Raw genomic sequence first — 20,452 nt, 5'->3', positions numbered from 1 at the left:
CCCGCACCCACTACGACGAAGCGACCGCATGGTCGCACCACGCACACCTCCAAGCCGCTTGACCTCTAACGGCATGGGGTGTCTGACACCGCAGCAGCTGCGCATCGCACGTCACGTGGCCGAGGGTGCCACCAACCGGGAGGTGGCGCAGCGCCTCGCGGTGAGCACCCGCACGGTCGACTACCACCTGCGCAACGTCTTCGCCGTCCTCGGCCTGCGCTCCCGGGTCGAACTGGCGCGCATGGTCGAACAGACGGAACCGACCGGTGCACGACCCTAGGGACCGACCGGACGGTATGCCATCCTTCGGGGCAGGACGCCTCGGGTGGCAGGCGCCGCGAGAAGGGCCGTGGACCGGCAAGTGGTCCGCCGCGGGCGCGCTGCCGCGCCGCCGAACGTGGGGGAGGACCGTGATGCACCACGCCGTACGGCCACGACCAGCGCACCGCCCCGGACCGGTGCCCGCCCCGCAGCCGCGCACCCGGCGCGTGCGGTCGTTGATCGACGCCGACGCCCTGCACGTCCTCCATCGCGCCGCCCGCGTGCTGCTGGACGACCTGCCCGACCTGACCGACCGGCTGCTGGCCGTCCTGCAGGAGCAGGAACCGGCCTACCGGGCCGCGGTGGAGAGCGACCCCGTCGGGACCTGGCAGGAGGTGCAGCGGTCGCTGCGGCACAGCGTGACCTCGCTGCTGGACCCCCGCAGCGCCCGGGACGCGGCCCGCCGCTGCTCGTGGAAGATCGGCGCCACCCGCGCCGAACAGGGGCTGCCGCTGGACGCCCTGCTGCACGCGTTTCGCCTCGGCGGGTCGCTGGTGTGGCAGGGGCTGGTCGAGGAGACCTCCAGGACCGCTCCCGAGGACCTACGCCTCCTCGTCCACGTGGCGTCCGACGTCTGGAACTTCGTCGACGAGCACTGCACCCTCGTCGCGGACGCCTACCGCCAGGTCGAGCGGCAGCTGACCTGGCGCCGCGAGAACCGGGTACGGCTGCTGGCCGCCGCCCTGCTCGAGGGCACCAGCCGCATCGCCGACCTGCCCGAGACCGCCCAGGTGCTGGACCTGCCCGAACACGGGCGGTACGCCGTCGTCGCGGTCGCCGGCGAGGACCCCGCCGGATGTGCCGCCGCCCGGGCCGCGGCGGTGCCAGACGGCCTGCGCGTCCACTGGCACACCGGGGTGGAGGTGGACTACGGAATCGTCCTGGTCGGCACCACCGAACCACCGGAGCCGGCGCCCCGGCCGGACGGGCCCGGCTCGGGGATCAGGATCGGCGTCGGCGGCGCCGTCGAGGGGCTGGCCGGCATCGGCGACGCCCGCAGGCAGGCCGACACCGCGCTCCGCATCTGTCCCGCGGGCGGCGGTGCGGTCCGGCTGACCGACCACCTCCCGGCCGCCCTCGTCGTCTCCAGCCCGGAACTCGGCAGGGCGCTGGCCGACCGGGTGCTCGGCCCGCTGCTGCGCCTGGAGCCGGGGGACCGGGACGTGCTCCTGGAGACCCTGGCCACCTGGCTGGCCTGCGACGGCTCCGCGCAGCGGGCCGGCGAGCGGCTCTACTGCCACCGCAACACCGTGCTGAACCGACTGCGCCGCTGCGAGCACCTGACGGGACGCTCGCTGGCCCGCCCCACGGACGTGGTGGAGATCAGCCTGGCCCTCACCGCCCGCCGGCTGCTGCGCGACTGAGGACACCCGCCGTCCCCGTACCTCCTGGGCATCCGCACAGGCTCACCGGGCGGGCACTGGGACGGCGCCCCGACCGCGCGCCAAGTCCTGTACCGGCGGCCGACGCGCGTGCTGTCGTGAGCTCCCCTTACCCCGCAGCCCGTGCCGCCCGGCACGGATCCGAGGAGCCGCGATGCCCGCAAGCCCACCGGACGAGGAACGCGCCGCCCTGCACGTCGAGGATCTCGACGTCGCCTACGGCCGGGCCCTGTCCGCACTCCGCTCCGTGTCACTGACCGTCCCGCACGGCGGCGTCGTCACCCTGCTCGGTGCCAACGGCGCCGGCAAGACGACCCTGCTGCGTGCGGTGTCGGGCACCCTGCGGCTGCACCGCGGGGCGATCACGGGCGGCCGGATCCGTTACGGCGACACCGAGCTCGACGGCCGGGACCCCGTCGCCGCGGTCCGCGCCGGAGTCGTCCAGGTGCCCGAGGGCCGACGCGTGTTCGCCGGGCTCACCGTCGACGAGAACCTGCGCAGCGGCGGCCTCGGTCTCGGCCGGCGCAGCCCGGCACTGGTGCGCGAGGGCCGGGAGAGGGTGTTCACCCTCTTCCCCCGGCTCGCCGAACGCCCCCACCAGGCCGCCGGTCTGCTGTCCGGGGGAGAACAGCAGATGCTGGCCATCGGCCGCGCCCTGATGGCGGCCCCCCGACTGCTCCTGCTCGACGAGCCCTCGCTGGGCCTCGCTCCCCGGATGGTGGCCCGGATCGCCGAGGTCGTCCGCGAGATCAATGCCCAGGGCACGGCCGTCCTGCTGGTCGAACAGAACGCCGGCATGGCGCTCTCGCTCGCGGACCACGCGCACGTCCTGGAGGTGGGGGAGATCCGACTGTCCGGACCCGCCGACGAACTCGCCCGCACCGACGCCGTGCGGCGCCTCTACCTCGGCGAAGAGACCGGCACCGACCACCCGTCCGACGCCGGCCAGGGGGTCGCGTGAGCACCTCCGCACCACGTCCGCAGGCCACCGAGCCCTCCGGGCCCCCCGAACTGCGGGTACGGGACGTCACCGTGCGCTTCGCCGGGCTCACCGCGCTCGACGACGTGTCCTTCACCGTCTCCCCGGGGTCGGTGCACGCGCTCATCGGACCCAACGGCGCCGGCAAGTCCACCTGCTTCAACGTCCTGTCCGGCCTGTGCCGGCCCGCCTCCGGCACCGTCCGGCTCGGCGACGCGGAACTGACCCGGCTCGCCCCGCACCGGATCGCCGCCCTGGGCGTGGCCCGCACGTTCCAGAACATCGTCACCACGGAGGGCACCGTCGCCGACAACCTCATGCTCGGCCGGCACGTGCACTCCCGGGCCGGCTTCACGGCAAGCGCCCTGCGCCTGCCGCGGGCCGTACGCGAACAGCGCGAGCACCTCGCCAAGGCCCGCGAGATCGCCGAACTCACCGGCCTGGAAAGGCACTTCGACACACCGGTCGCACTGCTGTCGTACGGCGACCGCAAGCGGGTGGAGTTCGCCCGCGCCCTGTGTCTGGAGCCGAGCGTGCTGCTGCTCGACGAACCCGTGGCCGGCATGAACGCCGCCGAACGCGCCCGCACCGCCCGGACCGTCCGGGACGTCCGGGACGAACTCGGCCTGTCCGTCGTCCTCGTGGAGCACGACATGGGCCTGGTCATGCGCCTCGCCGACGAGGTCACCGTCCTCGACTTCGGCCGCCGCATCGCCCACGGAACACCCGACGAGGTCCGCGGCGACCCCGAGGTGCTGCGCGCCTACCTCGGCACCGAAACCCCGCAGGAGGACGTGGCATGACCGGCCTCCTCGACAACCTCCTCAGCGGCCTCGCCCTCGGCTCGGTCTACGCGCTCGTGGCCCTCGGCTTCGTCGTCATCTTCAAGGCGTCGGGCGTGCTGAACTTCGCCCACGGCTCCCTGCTCCTGCTCGGCGGCTACCTGATCGCCGTCCTGCACGACGACCTCGGCTTCGCCGGCGCCCTGGCCCTGGCCCTGGTGGTGACGGCGGCCGTGGCCGGAGCGCTCGACCGCTTCCTGCTGCAGCGCGGCGAACCGGATCCGCACGCCGCCCACGTGCAGACCATCGTGACGATCGGCATCGACATCATCCTGGTCACCGACCTGTCCCGGCGCATCGGCGGCGACCTGCTGTCCCTGGGAGACCCCTGGGGCGACTCGGTGCACGACCTCGGGCCGGTGACCGTCGCCGACAGCAGGCTGGCCGCGATCGTCGTGTCCGCCGTGGTCATCGGCGCGGTCTTCGCCCTCTTCCGGTACACCGCCTGGGGGCTGTCCCTGCGGGCGGCCGCCGAGGACCTGGAAGCGGCCTCCCTCATGGGTGTACGGCTGGTGCGGGTACGCACCCTCGCCTGGTGCCTGGCAGGCGCCCTGGCCGCCCTGGCCGCCGTCTTCCTCGTCGCCTTCCCGGCGCCCGGACTGGAACGCACCACCGGACAGATCGCCCTCAAGGCCTTCCCGGCCGCGATCCTCGGCGGGATGACCTCACCCGGCGGTGCCCTCGCCGGCAGCGTGCTGATCGGCCTGACCGAGGCCTTCGTCGTCGGCTACCAGTCCGAACTGCACGTCCTGGGCGAGGGCTTCGGCGACGTCGCCCCGTACGCGGTGATGGTGCTGGTGCTCCTCGTACGGCCCACCGGACTGTTCGGCGCGAGGGGAGCGGCACGTGTCTGAGCCCACGGCCCGCACCCGGGCGCTGCACTGGGGACGGAGAGCCCTTCCCCTCGTCCTCCTCTGCGTCCTGCCCTTCTACCTGGACGCCTTCTGGCTGCGCATCGGCCTGTTCTCCCTGGCGGCCGCCATCGGCGCCGTCGGCCTCGGCCTGCTGACCGGCACCGCGGGACAACTCTCCCTCGGCCACGCCTTCTTCCTCGCCGTGGGCGCGTACGGATACGTCTGGCTGGCCGGCGAGCCCGGACCGGGACTGCCGCCCGTGCTCGCCCTCGTCCTGGCGGTGCTCCTCGCCGGCGCGGCGGGCGGACTGTTCAGCCCCGTCGCCGGCCGGGTGCGCGGCATCTACCTGGGCGTCGCCACGCTCGCGCTCGTCTTCCTCGGCCACCACGTCCTGCTGACCGCGGACTCCGTCACCGGCGGATTCAACGGCCGCTCGGTCCCCCCGCTGCCGGGCTTCACCGACAGCGATCCCCAACTGGTGCTGCTGGGCGTGCCGTTCGGGGCGGCGGAACGGCTGTGGTACCTCGGCCTGGCACTCTTCGCCCTCACCTGGTTCACGGCACGCGGCCTGCTGCGCGGACGCCCCGGCCGTGCCCTGACGGCGCTGCGCGACAGCGAGACCGCGGCCTCGGTGATGGGCGTGCACGTGGCCCGGTACCGCTCGACGGCCTTCGTCGTGTCCTCGATGTACGCGGGTCTGGCCGGGGTACTGCTGGCACTCGCCTTCCGCCGGGTGGTGCCCGACTACTTCGCCCTCGCGCTCTCGGTCGACTACCTCGCGATGATCGTCATCGGCGGTCTCGGCTCCGTGGCCGGAGCCACCGCGGGAGCCGTCTTCGTCACCGCGCTGCCGCTGCTCATGACTCGCTACGCCGACCAACTGCCGCTGGTCGCGGCACCGGGGGCGGCGGACGGCGTGGTCGGCCCGACCGAGGCGGCCCGCTACCTCTACGGCGCGGCCATCGTCCTGGTCCTGCTGTACACACCCGACGGACTGCGCGGGCTGACCCGGCGCCTGCGCACCCGGCGCCGCCTCGAACGTCCACCGGCCACCGCGACTTCGTCCCGGGAATCCACCCCAGCCGTACGAGCCAAGGAGCACACCCCGTGAACGTCAAGCACCACAGGAACCGCCTCACCGGGATCGCCACCGCCGCAGCCGTGGCCCTGCTCATGGCGGGCTGCAGCTCCAAGGCCGGCGACCAGAGCACCGGCGACGGCGCCGACGGCGTCAAGACGGGCCCCGGCGTCACCGACAGCACCCTCAGGCTGGGCGCGCTGACCGACCTGACCGGCCCCTACGCCACCCTCGGCAAGAGCATCGTGCAGGCCCAGAAGATGTGGGCCGACGAGACCAACGCCAAGGACGGCATCTGCGGCCGGAAGGTCGAGATCGTCGTCAAGGACCACGGCTACGACGTGCAGAAGGCCGTCGCCGCGTACGCCGACATCGCGGCGGACGTGGTGGCGCTGCCGCAGGTCATCGGGTCGCCCGTCGTCGCCGCGCTCCTCGACGACATCGAGCGCGACCGACTGCTGACCTTCCCGCAGGCCTGGGCGGCCTCCCTGCTCGGCAAGGACTCCGTGCAGGTCCTGGGCACCACCTACGACGTCGACATGATCGCCGCCGTCGACTTCCTCACCCGCACCAAGAAACTGGGCAAGGGCGACACGATCGGCCATGTGTACTTCGAGGGCGACTACGGGACCAACGCGCTCGAAGGCTCCCGCTGGGCCGCGGGGCGCGCGGGCATGAAGGTCGTCGACCAGAAGATCAAGGCGACCGACACGGACCTGTCCGCGCAGGTGTCCGCGCTGCGCAAGGCGGGCGTGAAGGCGGTCCTGATCAGTGCCGGACCGGCCCAGACGGCCTCCCTGACCGGGGTGGCGGCCTCCCGAGGGCTGCGCGTGCCGATCGTCAGCAGCGCCCCGGGCTTCGCACCCCAGCTCATGAAGACGCCCGCGGCGCCCGCGCTGGAGGGCATGCTGCACGTGGTGAGTGCGGCCCCGGCCGTCAGCTCCGACCTGCCCGCGGTGCGCCGCATGGTCGCCGCCTACCAGAAGAAGTACCCCGGCTCCCCGGTCGACTCCGGCGTGCTGTCCGGGTACAACGCCGCCCAACTCCTGGGCGCCGACCTGAAGAAGGCCTGTGAGGGGGGCAGCCTGGCCCGGGAGGACGTGGTCAAGGCGCACCGCGCACAGAAGAACGCCGACACCGGCCTCGGTTCACCGCAGGACTTCTCGGACGTGGCCCGGCCCGCGAGCCTGGCCACCTACGTGCTGCGGCCCGACCCGAAGGCGGTCGGCGGGCTGGTGGGCGTGGAGGACGCGCACCGCGCCCCCGGAGTCGAGGAGTACCTGACGTCGAGCGGCTCCTGACCTCGCGACAGCTACCGCACCCCGCGTAGCTCCTGTCCGAGAACGGATTCAGCGCCCCGGCTGCTGAATCCGTTCTCGTTCTTCTATTGGACCTTCGGGGCCCGGTCCGGCGACGCTGGAGGGCGTCCGGCGCCGCCGTGCACCCGTTCCGGCGTGCCGGACGCCCGTACCGCGCGACAGCCGAAAGAGGTCACGAGCCCATGGACACTCGCCGTATCGGTGACGTCGACGTCAGCGCCATCGGCCTGGGCGCCATGCCCATGTCGATCGAGGGACGCCCGGACGAGACCCGCTCCCTCGCCACGATCCACGCCGCCCTCGACGCCGGCATCACCCTGATCGACACCGCGGACGCCTACCACCTGCACGCCGACGAGGTCGGACACAACGAGACCCTGATCGCCAAGGCCCTCGCCTCCCACGACCGGGGCGGGGACGTCCTGGTCGCCACGAAGGGCGGCCACCTGCGACCCGGGGACGGGAGTTGGACGCTCGACGGCAGCCCCCGGCACCTCAAGGACGCCTGCGAGGCCTCCCTGCGCCGGCTCGGCGTGGAGGCCATCGGGCTCTACCAGTTCCACCGTCCCGACCCGAGGGTGCCGTACGCGGAGTCCGTCGGCGCGATCCGGGACCTCCTCGACGAGGGGAAGATCCGCATGGCGGGGATCTCCAACGCCGACCCCGCACAGATCGGGCTGGCCAACGAGATCCTCGGCGGCCGGCTGGTCGCCGTGCAGAACCAGTTCTCCCCGGCTTTCCGCTCCAGCGAGCCGGAACTGCGTCTGTGTGACGAACTCGGCATCGCCTTCCTGCCCTGGAGCCCGCTCGGCGGCATCTCCCGAGCGGGCGAGCTGGGCTCCGCCCACGCCGCCTTCGCCACGATCGCCGAGGCGCGCGGGGTGAGCCCGCAGCGGGTGTGCCTGGCCTGGATGCTCGCCAAGTCGCCGGTCGTCGTACCGATCCCGGGCGCGAGCCGCCCCGAGACGATCCGCGACTCGGCAGCCGCCGTGGACCTCGTCCTCACCACGGACGAACTCGCGGAACTCGACGCCGCCTGAGACCGGGTGGGGGCGCGGACTGGCATCCGCGAACGTCCGGTCTCTAGGATGGACTCCCTGTCCTGCCAGGCCAGTTGGCGTGGCACGAAGCTGGGGGAACGATGGAGACCGGTAACAAGCTGTCCACGTCGATCGACGCGACGGTGCCCACGGCCGCGCGCATGTACGACCACTACCTGGGTGGCAAGGACAACTACGCGGCCGACCGGGCGGCGTGCGAGGAACTCGACAAGGTCGTGCCCAGCACGCGCCGGCTGGCCGTGAACAACAGGCGTTTCCTCCAGCGGGTCGTCAAGACGCTGGCGGCGGAGCACGGCATCCGGCAGTACCTGGACCACGGCTCAGGCCTGCCCACCCAGGACAACGTCCACCAGGTCGCCCAGCGCATCGACCCGGACACACACGTGGTCTACGTCGACAACGACCCCATGGTGCTGGTCCACGGCCGCGCCCTGCTGGAGCAGGACGAGCGCACCGCCGTCATCCACGCCGACATGCGGGAGACGGACGCGATCTTCTCGCACCCCGAGACGCAGCGCCTGATCGACTTCGACCAGCCGGTCGCCGTGCTCTTCAACTCGGTGATGCACTGCATCCCCGACAGCGAGACGGACGGCCCCCTGGCCGTGGCCCGCCGCGTGGCCGAACGGCTGGTGCCCGGCAGCTACATGGTGATGTGCCAGCTGGTCAGCGAGGACCCCGAGGTCCGTAAGTTCGTCACCGACTTCATGGACCAGGCGACCCAGGGCCACTGGGGCCGGGTGCGTGAGGAGAAGGACGTCGCCGAGTGGTTCGAGGGCCTGGACATCCTCGACCCCGGCCTGGTCGAGGTCTCCACCTGGCGCCCGGACTCCGAGGTCGCACCCCGTCAGCTCACCCACGAGTGGATCGAGTTCGGCGGCGTGGGCCGCATTCGCTGATCCCCCGGCAGAGCGCGAAAACGCCCCTCACGAGACATCCCCGTGAGGGGCGTTGCCATGCGGTGCCCGGTCTCAGACGCCGTAGCGTCGCTCCATCGTCTCGCGCAGCAGCTCCAGTGAGGCCCGCGGTTCGAGCGCCTCGTCGGCCAGCCGGTCCAGCGCCAGCCGGTACTCCTCGGTCTCGTCCTGGTCCTCGAGGAAGTTGGCGCTCTTGATGTGCTCGAGGTAGACGACGTCGGGCAGATCCAGGCCGCCGAAGCGGAGATAGGTGATCGGGATGGACGGCGCCGAGGCGTTGGTGACGTCCAAGGGCACGATCTGCACGGTCACATTGGGGCGCTGGGCCATCTCGACGAGGTGCTCCAGCTGCGCCCGCATCACGTCCTTGCTGCCCATGACCCGCAGCAGAGCCGACTCGTCGATGATCGCCCACAGCTGCGGGGCGTCCGCGCGCAGCAGCAACTCCGCCCGCCGGGTCCGCAGTTCCACGCGCCGCCTGACCTCGGCGGAGGCCGCGGCGGGCAGACCGCGCTCGACCACCGCCCGCGTGTAGTCCGGGGTCTGCAACAGGCCGGGAACGTACTGGATCTCGAACGTACGGATCGCCGCGGCCGCCTCCTGGAGGCCGACCAGCCGGTCGAACCACTCGGGCATCAACCGCTTGTCGTAACGCTGCCACCAGCCGGGCTCACCGGCACGCTGCAGCAACTTCAGCAGCACCGAGGCCTCGTACTCCTCGGTGTCGTACAGCTCCAGCAGTGCGCGGACGTCGCCCTCGGCCGGAGGCCGGCGGCCCTTGCCCGACTCGATGCGGGACAGCTTCGCGGCGCTGAACCCGAGGGCCCGCGCCGCCTGCTCCTGAGCGAGCCCGGCGTCCTCGCGGAAACCGGCCAACTGCACGCCGACCAGCATCTTCAGCAGGGTCGGAGCCGGCTCGGGCCGGTCCAGGTACGGCTGCAGTCGGGAGATGCGCTGCGAATCGGCGGACATCCAGACTCCCAGTGAACCGGCATAGAGACGACTTACATTATCGCACTCCACCGTCTCGCAGCGCATCCGTCCGTACACGCAAGGGAGTTGGACCCTCTTGGCCCCGGACCTCACAGCAGATGGTCGAACTCGCCCTCCTTGGCACCCGCGACGAACGCCGCCACCTCGGCCGGTGTGTAGACAAGCGCCGGTCCGTCGGGAAAACGGGAGTTGCGCACCGCGATGCCCCCGTCGACCAGAGTGGCCACTTCGACACAGTTGCCCTCGGCATTGCTGTGACGGCTCTTGATCCAGCGGGCGTCCAACGAGCTGGCCCGCACTCCGTTCTGCACTGGTGGCACCGCATTCTCCTTGCTGTTCACGTTCCTCGTGCCGGGCGCTGTGCCCGGCTCCCCGGGTGGGCCGGGCCGGATGTCACCGGCCCCTCCCGCCCCACCCGACTTTCGTGCAATTTCTCGTGCAATTGCACGCGGGCGCTTTCAGCGTGGATAATAGCTGTGGCGTCAACCCCCGGGGAGACGCCCCGTCTTGACGTCGCATCAGGGAGATGCCGTGTCGTCACCTGCGAACCACGTGCTCAGGGAGCCGAGTCGGGCTGCGCCGGGAGCAGGTGGAGCGGACATGACCGGTCTTCCGTCGCGGCTCCGGCCGGTGGACCTCGGCGAACATCCGGCCTTGAGGCCCACGCCTCCGGATGAGGCCACGACCTCCGCCGCGCTGCGCATCAGATGCAGCGGGGACGGGTTCGCCCTGGCCCGCACCTTCACCCGGGACACCTTGCGCTGCTGGTCCCTCGACCACCACAGCGACGACGCCGTCCTCGTGATCACCGAACTCGCCGCCAACGCCGTCGCCCACGCGGTGCCCCGGGCGCCCGCGGGCGAGACGGAGGTGTGGCTGGGGCTCCTGCTCGACCCCGCGCACGTGCTGCTCACCGTCTCCGACCCGGGCGACAACGCGCCCGGGTTCACCGGCGCCGACACCACCGACCTGCGGGAGCACGGCCGAGGGCTGTGCATCGTCGACGCCCTGGCCGAGGAATGGGGCTGGACCCTCAAACCTCCGGCCGGCAAGACCGTCTGGGCCAGGCTGTCGACCTGCCCTCCCCCCTGAGACCACCGTCCGACATGACCGCCGTGGAAAGGCCCCACGCCATGCGCACCGCTCCGACGCACCGACCGAGCACCGAGCGCACCGACGACCACCTGCCGCCGACCGGAGTGGCCAGGACCACGCCCCTCATGGCGCTGGAACGGGTGCCGTGGCGGGACATCAAGGACTCCACCGGCTGCGCGGCCGCCATCCCCCTGCTCCTGAGCAGCGTCGCCTGGGGAGACCCCGAAACCGCCCGGGCCGCCCTCGCCGATCTGCGGATGCGCATCTGCCAGTACGGCTTCGTGGTGGAGCAGGCGACCGCCGCCACGGTCCCCTTCCTGTGGGAACTCGCCCAGCTTCCCCATGTGACCTGCCGCGCGGAGATCATCCACTTGCTCAAGAGCATCGCGGACGCCCGGCAGTGGGAGTCCACGGCCGCCGTCTACCCCAAGCTGCTCAACCACCGCGAGAACCCAGTGGTGTGGGAGCGCGCGGCGCGGCAGGCCGTCCGCGACCGGCGCGGCGCCCTGCGGCGGCTCATGGCCGAGGAGGACACCGAGATCGCCCGGGCGACCACGGAACTGGCCCGCGCGCTCGGCGAGTGACGACCGGTCCGCGAACCCGCGACCGTCCGCTGGCCGCAAGCGCCTTCCCCTGCCCGGTGTAGTCCCGGCCGGCAAGGGAAGAAAGCGCTTGCCCCAAGGACGGAAACCGGGAAGGACCACCGCCGATGGCGTCGTCGCTCGAGAGACCCCTCGACCATCGCTACCGAGGCGAACACCCGATACGCACCCTCGCCTACCTGTTCCACGCCGACCGACACCGCCTGGCGGCGGCGGTCGGCATCTTCACGGTCAAGCACAGCCCCGTGTGGCTGCTGCCGCTGATCACCGCGTCCATCATCGACACCGTCGTCGAGCACCGGCCGATCTCCGAACTCTGGACGAGCACCGGGATCATCCTGTTCATCCTGCTGGTCAACTACCCGCTGCACATCCTCTACGTCCGCCTCCTGTACGGCAGCGTGCGCCGCATGGGCACCGGGCTGCGGTCCGCGCTGTGCACGCGCATGCAGCAGCTCTCCATCGGCTACCACTCCCGCGTCAGCGCCGGTGTGCTGCAGGCGAAGGTGGTGCGCGACGTCGAAACCGTCGAACAGATGGTGCAGCAGACCGCGGAGACCGGGCTCGGCGCCACCACCGTGCTCGTCGGCGGCCTGGTCATCATCGCCGTCCGCACACCGGAGTTCGTCCCCGTCTTCCTCGTCGTCGTACCCGCCGCCGCTCTCGTCGTCGCCCGCCTCAGGTCCCGGCTGCGCACCCACAACGAGCACTTCCGCCACGAGGTCGAAACCCTCTCCTCCCAGGTCACGGAGATGACCCGGCTCATCCCGGTCACCCGCGCCCACGGCCTGGAGGGCAAGGCGCTGCGCCGCATGGACGGCACCCTGCACCGGGTCCTGACCTCCGGGATGCGCCTCGACCTCGTCAACGGCCGCTTCGGCTCGCTGGCCTGGGTCGTCCTCAACGTGGTCGGCGTGCTCGTCCTCGCGGGCGCCGCGCTGGTGTCGTACTACCGCGTCTGGGGCGTCACCGCCGGCGACGTCGTCATGCTCAGCGCCTTCCTGACCACCCTCACCAACTCCACGACAACGTTGGCAGGCCTCGCCCCGGTCATCACCAAGGGCCTGGAGTCCGTCCGCTCGGTCGGCGAGGTCCTCCAGGCACCCGAACTGGAGGACAACGCGGGCAAGGCCGAACTCACCGCGCTGCGCGGCGCCGTCACCTTCGAGGGCGTCGGCCACGCGTACGACAGCGGCCGGCCCGCCGTACGGGACTTCACCCTGTCCGTTGCGGCGGGCGAGACCATCGCCCTGGTCGGCGCGTCCGGCGCGGGCAAGTCCACCGTCCTCAACCTCGTCATCGGCTTCATCCGGCCCACCTCGGGACGCCTGCTGCTCGACGGCACCGACATGGACACCCTCGACCTGCGCACGTATCGCCGCTTCGTGTCGGTGGTGCCGCAGGAGTCGATCCTCTTCGACGGCACGATCCGCGAGAACGTCGCGTACGGCATGGACGACGCCGACGAGAAGACGGTGCGGGCTGCTCTGCGCGACGCCAACGCGCTGGAGTTCGTCGACCGGCTGCCGCAGGGACTGGACACCCTGGTCGGCGAGCGCGGGGCCCGCCTCTCCGGCGGGCAGCGGCAGCGCCTGGCCATCGCCCGCGCCCTGATCCGCGACCCCAGGGTCCTGATCCTCGACGAGGCCACCTCGGCGCTGGACACCACGTCGGAGGCGCTGGTCCAGGAGGCGCTGACGCGGCTGCTGAACGGCCGCACCACGTTCGTGGTCGCGCACCGCCTGTCCACCGTGCGCGGCGCGGACCGCATCGTGGTGATGGGCGACGGCCGCATCCAGGAGATCGGCACGCACCAGGAACTCCTGCGCAGGGGAGGGGCGTACACGGCACTGCACAGCGGCCAGGTCGCCTGACGGCGCACGAGCCGCGGACTGCCGCGCACACGGGCCGTGCGCCGGAACGTAACAAAATCCCGCCAAATGCGCCCCCAATGGCCGCCAACACGAATGGTCTTGCGCTGTTCGGGCATACGCAGCGAAAAATCGAGAGAGGGGCGCTACGTGCTCGTTCCGGACCCGAAGGTCGTCAGGAAGCTGCTGACTCGCTACGCATCGCTGCGGATCGCTCAGGCGGAGAGGGAAAGGGAGGCCACGGCACGGGAACTGGAGGACGTCAGCTACACGCTGTGCGTGATGATGGGCACCACCGACATCCATGACGCGGTCGGCAAGGCGGACGCCCTGCTCGCCGACGCCGGGCGCACGCCGGCCACCACCGACCCGGACGGGGAGAACGGTCTGCGGCTCGCGGTGTGAGGCCGTACCGTCCCGGCTGCCGAAGGGCTAGGAGCGTGCCGCCGGGACGGTGTCCGCCTTTCCGTGGAAGGCGGCGCGGTAGGCCTGTGGGGTGGTGCCGACCACCCGGCGGAACCGTTCGCGGAACGCGGTGGGCGAACCGAACCCCGCCTGCCGCGCGATCCGTTCCACCGGGTGGTCGCTGTTCTCCAGCAGGTACTGGGCACGCCGGACCCGCGCCCGCAGCAGCCACTGCAAGGGCGTGGTGCCCGTCTGTTCGCGGAAACGACGGCTGAAGGTGCGCTCGCTCATCCCCGTGCGGGCCGCCATCGCCGCCAGGGTGATCTCGTCGGCGAGGTGGTCCTCGATCCATTCCAGGAGCGGCTCGAGGGTCGAGCCCTGCGGTACGGGCGGGTACTCGTGCACGATGAACTGCGCCTGTCCGCCCTCCCGTTCCAGCGGCATCACGGACATCCGGGCGCAGTGTGCGGCGACGGCCGAGCCCAGGTCCCGGCGGATCATGTGCAGGCACATGTCCATGGCCGCGGCAGCCCCGGCCGACGTCAGGATCTGCCCGTTGTCGACGTACAGCACGTCCGGCCGCACGTCGACGCGCGGAAAACGGCGGGCCAGCGAATCGGCGGCCACCCAGTGCGTGGTGGCGCCGAGCCCGTCCAGCAGCCCGGCCTCCGCCAGCACGAAGGCCCCCACGCACACGGACGCGATCCGCGTCCCGGCCTCGGCGGCCCGCCGCAGTGCCGCCAGTACGGCGGCGGAGGGCGGCCCGGCCTCCTCGGAGCAGCCCGGCACGATGATCGTGTCGGCGTCCGCCAGCGCCTGAAGCCCCCACTCGACCCGCAGGCCGAAACCACCGTCGGAACGCACCTCAGGTGACTCCGCGCACAGGCGCACCCGGTACGGACGGCGCCCGTCGGGCAGCCGCGTCCAGTCGAACACCGTCATGGGCGCCGCCATGTCGAACGGCACCACATGGTCGAGAGCCAGGATCGCCACTGTGTGCATGACCGCCACGATAGGCGGATTCCCGCCAGGGCCGTAAACCACTGCTGAGCGCGGAAGCCACCCGGTGGGGACCTGAACAGGGCGTTGGCGGGAACCCGTTGGAACCTGTCGTTTCCGCCCCTGTGTGATCAACCGGGCGTTCCCTAGGTTGGGCGGGCACCGTCGACCGCAGCACCGAAGGACACTCCACCCGATGACCAAGTTCCTGCTGACCCTGCACGTCCTGGCCGCCATCGTCGCCGTCGGCCCCGTCACCGTCGCGGCCAGCATGTTCCCGCCCGCCGCCAGACGCGTCCAGGTGGACGCGGACCGACCCGACACGGCGGGGATCGGCACCGTACGGCTGCTGCACCGCATCTGCCGCGTCTACTCCGGCATCGGCCTGGCGGTCCCCCTCCTCGGATTCGCCACCGCGGCCGCGATGGGCGTCCTGGGCGACGGCTGGCTCACCACGTCCATGGCCCTGACCGCCGCGGCCGCCGGCGTCCTGGTCGCCTTCGTGCTGCCCCGCCAGGAGGAACTCCTCGGCGAGCTCACCGAGCACAGGGCCGTCGAGCGCAGCGGCACGGTCCAACTCGCCATGTTCACCGGCGTCTTCAACCTGCTGTGGGCGACCGTCACCGTCCTCATGATCGTCCGGCCCGGCTCCACGACCGGGGCCTGAGCCGCTAACGGCAACCGGCGTTGACGTCAAGCCCTCCACCGGAGTGTGCGTGTCGGTGTGCGGGGGCGCCTACACTCGACAGTCGTGCCCAGGTGCATGGGCCATGACACGAAAGGCGCGTTGACGGGTGTTCCAGGATTCCCCCATCTACGACCGGCTCGTCGCGGAGCGCGGCGACGTTCCCGCCCAGGTACGCAGGGAGGCCGAGCGGGTGACCAGGGAGCTGGAGTACGTCATGCGCCCGCTGCAGTCCTCCCTCGGCTCTTCCCTCGGCTCCTCCCTCCCCACCGACCGTCAGGCCGCCCCGGGCGCGGGCTGGCAGCGAGCGGCCCTGCCCGGCCCGCGGTCCTACTGACCCGGACTCAGCGCACCGCCGAGTCGGCGCCGTTGACGCGGGCCCGCGGCTGCGGGCCGGGTCGGGCGAGCCACTCGGCGACGCTGAGGGCTATCGGCTGGCCCGTGTCCATCTCGACGAAGCCGAACTGCCCCGACTGGTTGCACTCCAGGAACCACCACATCCCGTCCGTGTCCTCCGCGAAGTCGAAGGCGCCATAGGCCAGTTCGGCGTCACTGACGTACGCCTGGACCGCCGCGGCCACGCGCGGCGGAACCTCGACGGGACACCAGGGCGCGGTGCTCGGCGCGAAACGGACGTCCACCGCGTCGGGGTCCGCGTCCTCGGCGACGGCCTTGCGCGCGGCCAGCATCCGCTCGCCCACGACGGTCAGGCGGATGTCGGCCCGCTTGGCGACCCGCCGTTGCAGCAGCGTCGGACCGAACGCGACGGCCGAGAAGTCGGTGTCCGGGGCGACCCGGCTGGTCGGCACCGCCCGGGGCGGGTCCTGCGGATGCGCGCCGGAGACCGGCTTGACCACCAGGTCCGGGTAGCGATCCGCGAACTCGCGGGCGGCCTGCGGAAACGTCGTGATGAGCGTGGCCGGCACAGGCAGCCCGCAGCGCTGCGCGAGCCGGAGCTGCCAGGGCTTGTGGCGGGCCCGGCGCGCCGCGTCCGGATGGTTCATCCAGGGCGCGCCACAGCCACGAAGCATGCCGTAGAGCGCCTGCGAGGCCTCCTCGGTCAGCCAGGCGGAGGGCGCGGCCGACCGGGCGGCCGGGATGCCCGGCCTGCGCACCCAGATGGACCGCAGCCCGTCGATGCTCACGAGGCGCCCCCCGGACGACAGATGGCCCCGAAACGCGCCGTGCACGAACTCGCCGGACAGCGCCACCCCGCCGGTCAGGTCCGCAGGGTCGAGCCGGACCACCGGAACCCCCGTCGCGTTGAGGTGCACGACCACCATGTCGGCGGTCACGTCCTCTTCACAGGTCAGAATCAACACGGTCATTTCGGCCGCGCCGTGTTCAGTCGTCGAAGTGCGTCTTGGAGCCCGCGGTGGAGGTCGTGGTCCCCAGTTCCCTCATCAGGCCGTGGTCGCGGGCGGCTATCCGCCCGTCGAAGAGCACGTTCAACTGCAGTCCGTAGTCATAGACGTACGGAGTCGTGGCTTCCAACTCCGCTGCCGGACGTGCGTAGTTGAGCGCGAACGGTTGCATCGTCTCTCCCTCGCCGGTGCTGCTCGATCAAACGACGGTCGCCCCGCGGCCTCGCTCGGTCCGCCGACTTCCCCGGGCTTCCAGAGACTTATACGAATCGAACGGGTGATTGGTTTCCTTACGGTGCGTAGTCATGGCCCGGGCGGACCTCCTGCTCGCGTCCGCCGGGGGAGGCGCGCAGGGTGCGCAGCGCCAGAAGCAGTACGCCGATGTCGTCCAGGTACACCGGATCGGGCAACAGGTCGGTCGGCAGCACGAAGTACAGCAGCGCGCCCCAGAAGACCCAGCGCGGCCCGGTCGGCAGTCCCGCCCGCCGCAGACTGCGCCGGGCCCGCACCAGCCGCACCAGCAGCGTCACCGCGACGGCCAGTAGCAGAGCCGCCAGTACCGCGGCGACGACGATCACCGTTGTGGTCGAGTCCACGGCCCGCCCCCTCCTCCAGCGGGCGGCAGTGCGCGCCCGTCCCTTGTCGGATTCCCGGTTACGGCCCCGGTATGGCCTGCCGAACGCGGCGCTCATACCTGTGGGTCACCCGAGTGGCACGCCGCGCCGGGGGTGCCTGGTAATGGTCACCGTAACGTCGCACATCGCACATCGGTGGCGCAGGAGCGACCGCACCCTTCCCCTGGAGCCGAGGATGACGATCCGTCCATCAGAAGCCCAATCGAACGCAGCCGACATACCCCTGACCGAACCGACCGTGCCCGCGAGCGATCCCGTCGTCGTGTCGTCGTACGGCGATCCGGTCGGCGAACTCGTGCGTGCCGCCGTGGCCGACCGGTCCCTGGAGGACATCGTCCACCTGGTCACGCTGCTCGAACGGTCGCCGGAGTACGCCCAGGCCACCGTCGCCGCCCTGCGCGCGGTCGGCGTCGACCGTTCCGTGGACGACGTCGCCCGGCTGATCGCCCTGCTGACCCGGCCGCCGCGCGACGCCGACAGCGCGGACGAGGCGATCCGCGCCGCGGCCGAGGGCCGTCCCCTGGAGGACGTGACCCGGCTGGTGGCCCTCCTGCACCGGACCCCGCTGGAACCGCACTGCGGCCAGGAGACGGTCCGGGCGGCCGCCACCGGCCGGCCCGTCGAGGAACTCGTGGAGCTCATCGGCCGGCTCGCCGAGGAGCAACCGGCCCACCCCCAGGCGCCGGCGGAGCAGCCCGGGCCGGACTGGGGCCCTGCCGACGAGGCCGTATCCGCCGATGACACTCCCGCGCGGGACCACTTGGCCGGTCTGCGGCCCGCCCGCGCCCCGGGCCAGACCCTGCGGCCGGCGTCCTGGCCGGCCCGGCTCGCCGCGCTCGCCCTGGTCGTCTGCGGACTGCTCGGCTTCCCGCCGCACCGGGACGGCGAATCCCTGCGCGTCTACGGATTCGCCCTCGGCGTGTCGGTTCTCTGCCTGGCCCTGGGGCTGCTGCTGACGATGCGGCCCGCCGTGCCGGTGCTCGTCGCGGCGGTGCTGGTGCCGGCAGGGGTGGCCGCGACCCAGTTGTTCGAGAACCGGTTCCACTCGGCGGGGCTCTCCCGGGCCATGGACCTCTCCCTCGCCCCGGACTGGCTCGTCGGTACGGCCGCCGTGTGCGCGTCCCTGGCCGCCCTCACCGCCCTGCTCGCCCGCCTGGCGGTGCCGCAGTCACACAGGAGCGTCCCGGCGGAACGGCAGATGGCCGGGGCGAGCCGCGTCGCCGACTGACCCGAACCCGCCGCGCACCCCTCACGGACGCGGAACGCCTGCCCCGGAGCCCGACAGCGGCCGTCTCCCGTTCGTCAGCCGACCTCGCGCCCGGACGTGTCCGGCGGGTCCTGGTCCTGGCCGTCGCCTTCCGCGCGAGTGGGGCGCAGCGCCTTGGTGGAGCCCTTGAGACGTTCGAACGTCCGGGTCAGCTGCTGGAACGGCGATCCGGCGGGCGCACCGGCCGACCCCTCGGACGCCGGGCCCGGCACGGCCTCGCGGTAGGCGGCCAGCGCCTCGTTGGCCCGCTCGGCGGCCTCCCGGTACAGGTCCCGGGACCTGGTCATGGCCTCCAGCGCCTCGGCGTACATGGCCACCAGAGCGCGCTCCCGGGCGAGTTCCTCCTCCAGGGTCAGCAACTGCCACTGCTCCCGCAGCGCGGTGAGCGCCTCGTCGGCGCCGTCCGGCAGGGGCTTGGGCAGCACGGCGTAACGGGTCACGGTCTCGATCAGCTCGGTCGGCTCCGAGCCGTCGAGGAAGACGCTGCGGACGGCGAAGTCGCCGCCGTCGTAGCCCGGCGGCACCGGATGCCCAGGCAGGACCACGGCCCCGCCGCGCGGCACCTCCACCCCGAGGCTCCGCAGGGCCCAGTTCACGACCCGCAGCTGGTCCGGGGCGGCCCGGTGCTCGACCACCCGGTGCCGCAGGCCCGGCGGCAGCCACCGGGTCAGCGGGCGGCGGCCGCGTTCGTCGGTGGTCATGGCCTCGTGGACGACCACGTGGACGGCCCAGCCGCGCACGGCCTCCTTGAACAGGCGCCGTATGGCCTTGTCGTCCGAGGGCAGCGGAGTGAGGTCCCCGAAGGGCAGGCCGGTGGCGGCCTCGTGGTCCCAGGCCGCGTCCGGCGTGTCGGGCCAGAACAGGGTGGCGGGAGAGGGCCACGACAGGTCCCACGGCTGTTCCGCCTCCGCCACCAGCGTCCACTCGGAGCTGTCGTCCCCTGCGGGTACGAGCGTCAGCCGGGCGCGCACGGTCACCTCGCCCGGCACCCGCCATCGGGCCTCGAAGATCCGCTCCGGGGAGTCCTCGGCCGCGGGCAGTTCCTGGAAGTCGTCGAGGGCGTCCTCGTCTTTGAGGCGCCGCAGATGGTGCCGGAGGACGTCGTCAGCGTCCGGTCCGACATGGCGGCCGCGGGCCGCCCAGACGGTGGAGGGGGTGGCGGGACGGTCGGTGGGGGAGCTTGGCATGGATCCATCTGTGAGTGGGAACGGGTGCGAGTTTCAGTATCGTCGCGGCGGGTGGGTGGAGATCAACCGGGGGTCCGGCCCGTGGACACGCGCGGCGTACGGCGGTGAGGTTCCCGCCTGCGGTCACGTGGATCGTCGGCGATCGTGGGCAGGAGCACAGCGGCCGACCGTATCGCGGGAGAAGGAGTGACCTCATGCACCTCGACCTGACCGGGCGCACCGCACTGGTGACGGGCTCCTCCCAGGGCATCGGCGCGGCGATCGCCGCAGGTCTCGCCCGCGCCGGGGCGCGCGTGGGTGTCAACGGACGCCGCGCGGACCGCCTGGACAAGAGCGTCGACGAGCTGCGGTCGCAGGTCCCGGACGGGGAGTTCGTGCCGGTCGCGGCGGACCTGGGTACCGAGGAGGGCGCGGCAGGCGCCGTCGACGCGCTGCCCGACGTCGACATCCTGGTCAACAACCTCGGCATCTTCGGACCCAGGCCCGCACTGGAGATCAGCGATGACGAATGGCGCCGCTATCGGGATTCACTCGCAGTGCATCAGGCTTCAGCGCGGTGGTGAGGCGAATCTGATGACTGCGGCGTGGAGCGTCGC

The 20,452-nt window shown here is 72.1% G+C and carries 23 protein-coding genes and 1 pseudogene; 17 read left to right on the top strand and 7 right to left on the bottom strand.

Annotated features, from left to right (window positions below):
- The 9 genes from AC5P09_RS26800 to AC5P09_RS26760 form a co-directional block, all read left to right on the top strand.
- Positions 1-280 (top strand): response regulator transcription factor (locus AC5P09_RS26800; protein ID WP_493876321.1); only part of this gene is annotated, 280 nt, incomplete at its 5' end.
- A gap of 133 nt (positions 281-413) precedes the next feature.
- Positions 414-1,685: a PucR family transcriptional regulator gene (locus AC5P09_RS26795; RefSeq protein ID WP_493876320.1), complete on the top strand. Its 1,272-nt coding sequence runs from the start codon at positions 414-416 to the stop codon at positions 1,683-1,685.
- A gap of 172 nt (positions 1,686-1,857) precedes the next feature.
- On the top strand, positions 1,858-2,664 hold the full coding sequence (locus AC5P09_RS26790) for an ABC transporter ATP-binding protein (RefSeq protein WP_493876319.1): 807 nt from the start codon (positions 1,858-1,860) through the stop codon (positions 2,662-2,664).
- Positions 2,661-3,485, top strand: a complete 825-nt coding sequence (locus AC5P09_RS26785; RefSeq protein ID WP_493876318.1) for an ABC transporter ATP-binding protein — start codon at positions 2,661-2,663, stop codon at positions 3,483-3,485. The genes AC5P09_RS26790 and AC5P09_RS26785 overlap by 4 nt, the downstream gene beginning before the upstream one ends.
- The gene (locus AC5P09_RS26780) at positions 3,482-4,378 is read left to right on the top strand and encodes a branched-chain amino acid ABC transporter permease (RefSeq protein WP_493876317.1); all 897 of its coding nucleotides are present in this window, start codon (positions 3,482-3,484) and stop codon (positions 4,376-4,378) included. The genes AC5P09_RS26785 and AC5P09_RS26780 overlap by 4 nt, the downstream gene beginning before the upstream one ends.
- Entirely contained in the window at positions 4,371-5,489 is a 1,119-nt protein-coding gene (locus tag AC5P09_RS26775) for a branched-chain amino acid ABC transporter permease (RefSeq protein WP_493876316.1), read from the top strand. Before AC5P09_RS26780 ends, AC5P09_RS26775 begins: the two co-directional genes overlap by 8 nt.
- The gene (locus AC5P09_RS26770; RefSeq protein WP_493876315.1) at positions 5,486-6,757 is read left to right on the top strand and encodes an ABC transporter substrate-binding protein; all 1,272 of its coding nucleotides are present in this window, start codon (positions 5,486-5,488) and stop codon (positions 6,755-6,757) included. Before AC5P09_RS26775 ends, AC5P09_RS26770 begins: the two co-directional genes overlap by 4 nt.
- A gap of 200 nt (positions 6,758-6,957) precedes the next feature.
- Positions 6,958-7,815 (top strand): aldo/keto reductase, encoded by an 858-nt coding sequence (locus AC5P09_RS26765; RefSeq protein WP_493876314.1) that lies wholly within the window; start codon positions 6,958-6,960, stop codon positions 7,813-7,815.
- Positions 7,816-7,916: 101 nt separating this feature from the next.
- On the top strand, positions 7,917-8,735 hold the full coding sequence (locus AC5P09_RS26760) for an SAM-dependent methyltransferase (protein WP_266451392.1): 819 nt from the start codon (positions 7,917-7,919) through the stop codon (positions 8,733-8,735).
- Between the two features lie 72 nt (positions 8,736-8,807).
- On the opposite strand, the gene AC5P09_RS26755 is transcribed toward AC5P09_RS26760, so the two are convergent.
- Together AC5P09_RS26755 and AC5P09_RS26750 are read right to left on the bottom strand one after the other, a co-directional pair.
- Positions 8,808-9,725 carry a helix-turn-helix domain-containing protein gene (locus tag AC5P09_RS26755; protein ID WP_493876313.1) on the bottom strand — a complete coding sequence of 306 codons (918 nt, stop codon included), beginning with the start codon at positions 9,723-9,725 and terminating at the stop codon, positions 8,808-8,810.
- Between the two features lie 110 nt (positions 9,726-9,835).
- The gene (locus AC5P09_RS26750; RefSeq protein ID WP_307680312.1) at positions 9,836-10,066 is read right to left on the bottom strand and encodes a DUF397 domain-containing protein; all 231 of its coding nucleotides are present in this window, start codon (positions 10,064-10,066) and stop codon (positions 9,836-9,838) included.
- 280 nt (positions 10,067-10,346) lie between these two features.
- Between AC5P09_RS26750 and AC5P09_RS26745 the strand changes: the two genes are divergently transcribed.
- The 4 genes from AC5P09_RS26745 to AC5P09_RS26730 all read left to right on the top strand — a co-directional run bounded on the left by AC5P09_RS26745 (position 10,347) and on the right by AC5P09_RS26730 (position 13,719).
- Complete coding sequence (locus AC5P09_RS26745) at positions 10,347-10,838, top strand: ATP-binding protein (RefSeq protein ID WP_493876312.1); 492 nt, start codon at positions 10,347-10,349, stop codon at positions 10,836-10,838.
- A 41-nt stretch (positions 10,839-10,879) separates the two neighbouring features.
- Positions 10,880-11,425, top strand: a complete 546-nt coding sequence (locus AC5P09_RS26740) for a hypothetical protein (protein WP_493876329.1) — start codon at positions 10,880-10,882, stop codon at positions 11,423-11,425.
- Between the two features lie 125 nt (positions 11,426-11,550).
- On the top strand, positions 11,551-13,317 hold the full coding sequence (locus tag AC5P09_RS26735; protein WP_493876311.1) for an ABC transporter ATP-binding protein: 1,767 nt from the start codon (positions 11,551-11,553) through the stop codon (positions 13,315-13,317).
- A 147-nt stretch (positions 13,318-13,464) separates the two neighbouring features.
- The gene (locus AC5P09_RS26730; protein WP_493876310.1) at positions 13,465-13,719 is read left to right on the top strand and encodes a DUF5133 domain-containing protein; all 255 of its coding nucleotides are present in this window, start codon (positions 13,465-13,467) and stop codon (positions 13,717-13,719) included.
- A 27-nt stretch (positions 13,720-13,746) separates the two neighbouring features.
- Here the strand turns inward: AC5P09_RS26730 and AC5P09_RS26725 are convergent, their stop codons facing one another.
- Positions 13,747-14,721: a GlxA family transcriptional regulator gene (locus AC5P09_RS26725; protein WP_493876309.1), complete on the bottom strand. Its 975-nt coding sequence runs from the start codon at positions 14,719-14,721 to the stop codon at positions 13,747-13,749.
- Positions 14,722-14,914: 193 nt separating this feature from the next.
- Between AC5P09_RS26725 and AC5P09_RS26720 the strand changes: the two genes are divergently transcribed.
- Positions 14,915-15,385: a hypothetical protein gene (locus AC5P09_RS26720; protein WP_493876308.1), complete on the top strand. Its 471-nt coding sequence runs from the start codon at positions 14,915-14,917 to the stop codon at positions 15,383-15,385.
- A gap of 127 nt (positions 15,386-15,512) precedes the next feature.
- Positions 15,513-15,740 carry a hypothetical protein gene (locus AC5P09_RS26715; protein ID WP_493876307.1) on the top strand — a complete coding sequence of 76 codons (228 nt, stop codon included), beginning with the start codon at positions 15,513-15,515 and terminating at the stop codon, positions 15,738-15,740.
- A gap of 7 nt (positions 15,741-15,747) precedes the next feature.
- On the opposite strand, the gene tgmB is transcribed toward AC5P09_RS26715, so the two are convergent.
- The 3 genes from tgmB to AC5P09_RS26700 all read right to left on the bottom strand — a co-directional run bounded on the left by tgmB (position 15,748) and on the right by AC5P09_RS26700 (position 17,363).
- Positions 15,748-16,731: an ATP-grasp ribosomal peptide maturase gene (gene tgmB, locus AC5P09_RS26710; RefSeq protein ID WP_493876306.1), complete on the bottom strand. Its 984-nt coding sequence runs from the start codon at positions 16,729-16,731 to the stop codon at positions 15,748-15,750.
- 16 nt (positions 16,732-16,747) lie between these two features.
- Entirely contained in the window at positions 16,748-16,939 is a 192-nt protein-coding gene (gene tgmA / locus AC5P09_RS26705; RefSeq protein WP_493876305.1) for a putative ATP-grasp-modified RiPP, read from the bottom strand.
- 118 nt (positions 16,940-17,057) lie between these two features.
- On the bottom strand, positions 17,058-17,363 hold the full coding sequence (locus tag AC5P09_RS26700) for a YkvA family protein (RefSeq protein WP_266451404.1): 306 nt from the start codon (positions 17,361-17,363) through the stop codon (positions 17,058-17,060).
- A 277-nt stretch (positions 17,364-17,640) separates the two neighbouring features.
- Between AC5P09_RS26700 and AC5P09_RS26695 the strand changes: the two genes are divergently transcribed.
- Positions 17,641-18,630 carry a hypothetical protein gene (locus AC5P09_RS26695; protein ID WP_493876304.1) on the top strand — a complete coding sequence of 330 codons (990 nt, stop codon included), beginning with the start codon at positions 17,641-17,643 and terminating at the stop codon, positions 18,628-18,630.
- A gap of 74 nt (positions 18,631-18,704) precedes the next feature.
- On the opposite strand, the gene AC5P09_RS26690 is transcribed toward AC5P09_RS26695, so the two are convergent.
- Positions 18,705-19,856 carry a ubiquitin family protein gene (locus AC5P09_RS26690; RefSeq protein ID WP_493876303.1) on the bottom strand — a complete coding sequence of 384 codons (1,152 nt, stop codon included), beginning with the start codon at positions 19,854-19,856 and terminating at the stop codon, positions 18,705-18,707.
- A 194-nt stretch (positions 19,857-20,050) separates the two neighbouring features.
- Between AC5P09_RS26690 and AC5P09_RS26685 the strand changes: the two are divergent.
- A pseudogene (locus tag AC5P09_RS26685) lies at positions 20,051-20,377 on the top strand (SDR family NAD(P)-dependent oxidoreductase); the annotation flags it as partial.
- Positions 20,378-20,452: the final 75 nt, after the last annotated feature.

The sequence above is a fragment of the Streptomyces sp. a15 genome (assembly GCF_059026085.1).
The sequence above is the reverse complement of the archived record's forward strand: the minus strand, read 5'-3'. Positions and strand labels throughout refer to the sequence as shown.

Excerpts from the sequence above, each read along its gene's own strand:
- AC5P09_RS26780 (WP_493876317.1), top strand. The coding sequence starts at position 3,482 with ATGACCGGCCTCCTCGACAACCTCCTCAGCGGCCTCGCCCTCGGCTCG.
- AC5P09_RS26720 (WP_493876308.1), top strand. The coding sequence starts at position 14,915 with ATGACCAAGTTCCTGCTGACCCTGCACGTCCTGGCCGCCATCGTCGCC.
- AC5P09_RS26690 (WP_493876303.1), bottom strand. The coding sequence starts at position 19,856 with ATGCCAAGCTCCCCCACCGACCGTCCCGCCACCCCCTCCACCGTCTGG.
- AC5P09_RS26745 (WP_493876312.1), top strand. The coding sequence starts at position 10,347 with ATGACCGGTCTTCCGTCGCGGCTCCGGCCGGTGGACCTCGGCGAACAT.
- AC5P09_RS26760 (WP_266451392.1), top strand. The coding sequence starts at position 7,917 with ATGGAGACCGGTAACAAGCTGTCCACGTCGATCGACGCGACGGTGCCC.
- tgmA (WP_493876305.1), bottom strand. The coding sequence starts at position 16,939 with ATGCAACCGTTCGCGCTCAACTACGCACGTCCGGCAGCGGAGTTGGAA.
- AC5P09_RS26725 (WP_493876309.1), bottom strand. The coding sequence starts at position 14,721 with ATGCACACAGTGGCGATCCTGGCTCTCGACCATGTGGTGCCGTTCGAC.
- AC5P09_RS26765 (WP_493876314.1), top strand. The coding sequence starts at position 6,958 with ATGGACACTCGCCGTATCGGTGACGTCGACGTCAGCGCCATCGGCCTG.
- AC5P09_RS26795 (WP_493876320.1), top strand. The coding sequence starts at position 414 with ATGCACCACGCCGTACGGCCACGACCAGCGCACCGCCCCGGACCGGTG.
- AC5P09_RS26735 (WP_493876311.1), top strand. The coding sequence starts at position 11,551 with ATGGCGTCGTCGCTCGAGAGACCCCTCGACCATCGCTACCGAGGCGAA.
- AC5P09_RS26755 (WP_493876313.1), bottom strand. The coding sequence starts at position 9,725 with ATGTCCGCCGATTCGCAGCGCATCTCCCGACTGCAGCCGTACCTGGAC.
- AC5P09_RS26790 (WP_493876319.1), top strand. The coding sequence starts at position 1,858 with ATGCCCGCAAGCCCACCGGACGAGGAACGCGCCGCCCTGCACGTCGAG.
- AC5P09_RS26740 (WP_493876329.1), top strand. The coding sequence starts at position 10,880 with ATGCGCACCGCTCCGACGCACCGACCGAGCACCGAGCGCACCGACGAC.
- tgmB (WP_493876306.1), bottom strand. The coding sequence starts at position 16,731 with ATGACCGTGTTGATTCTGACCTGTGAAGAGGACGTGACCGCCGACATG.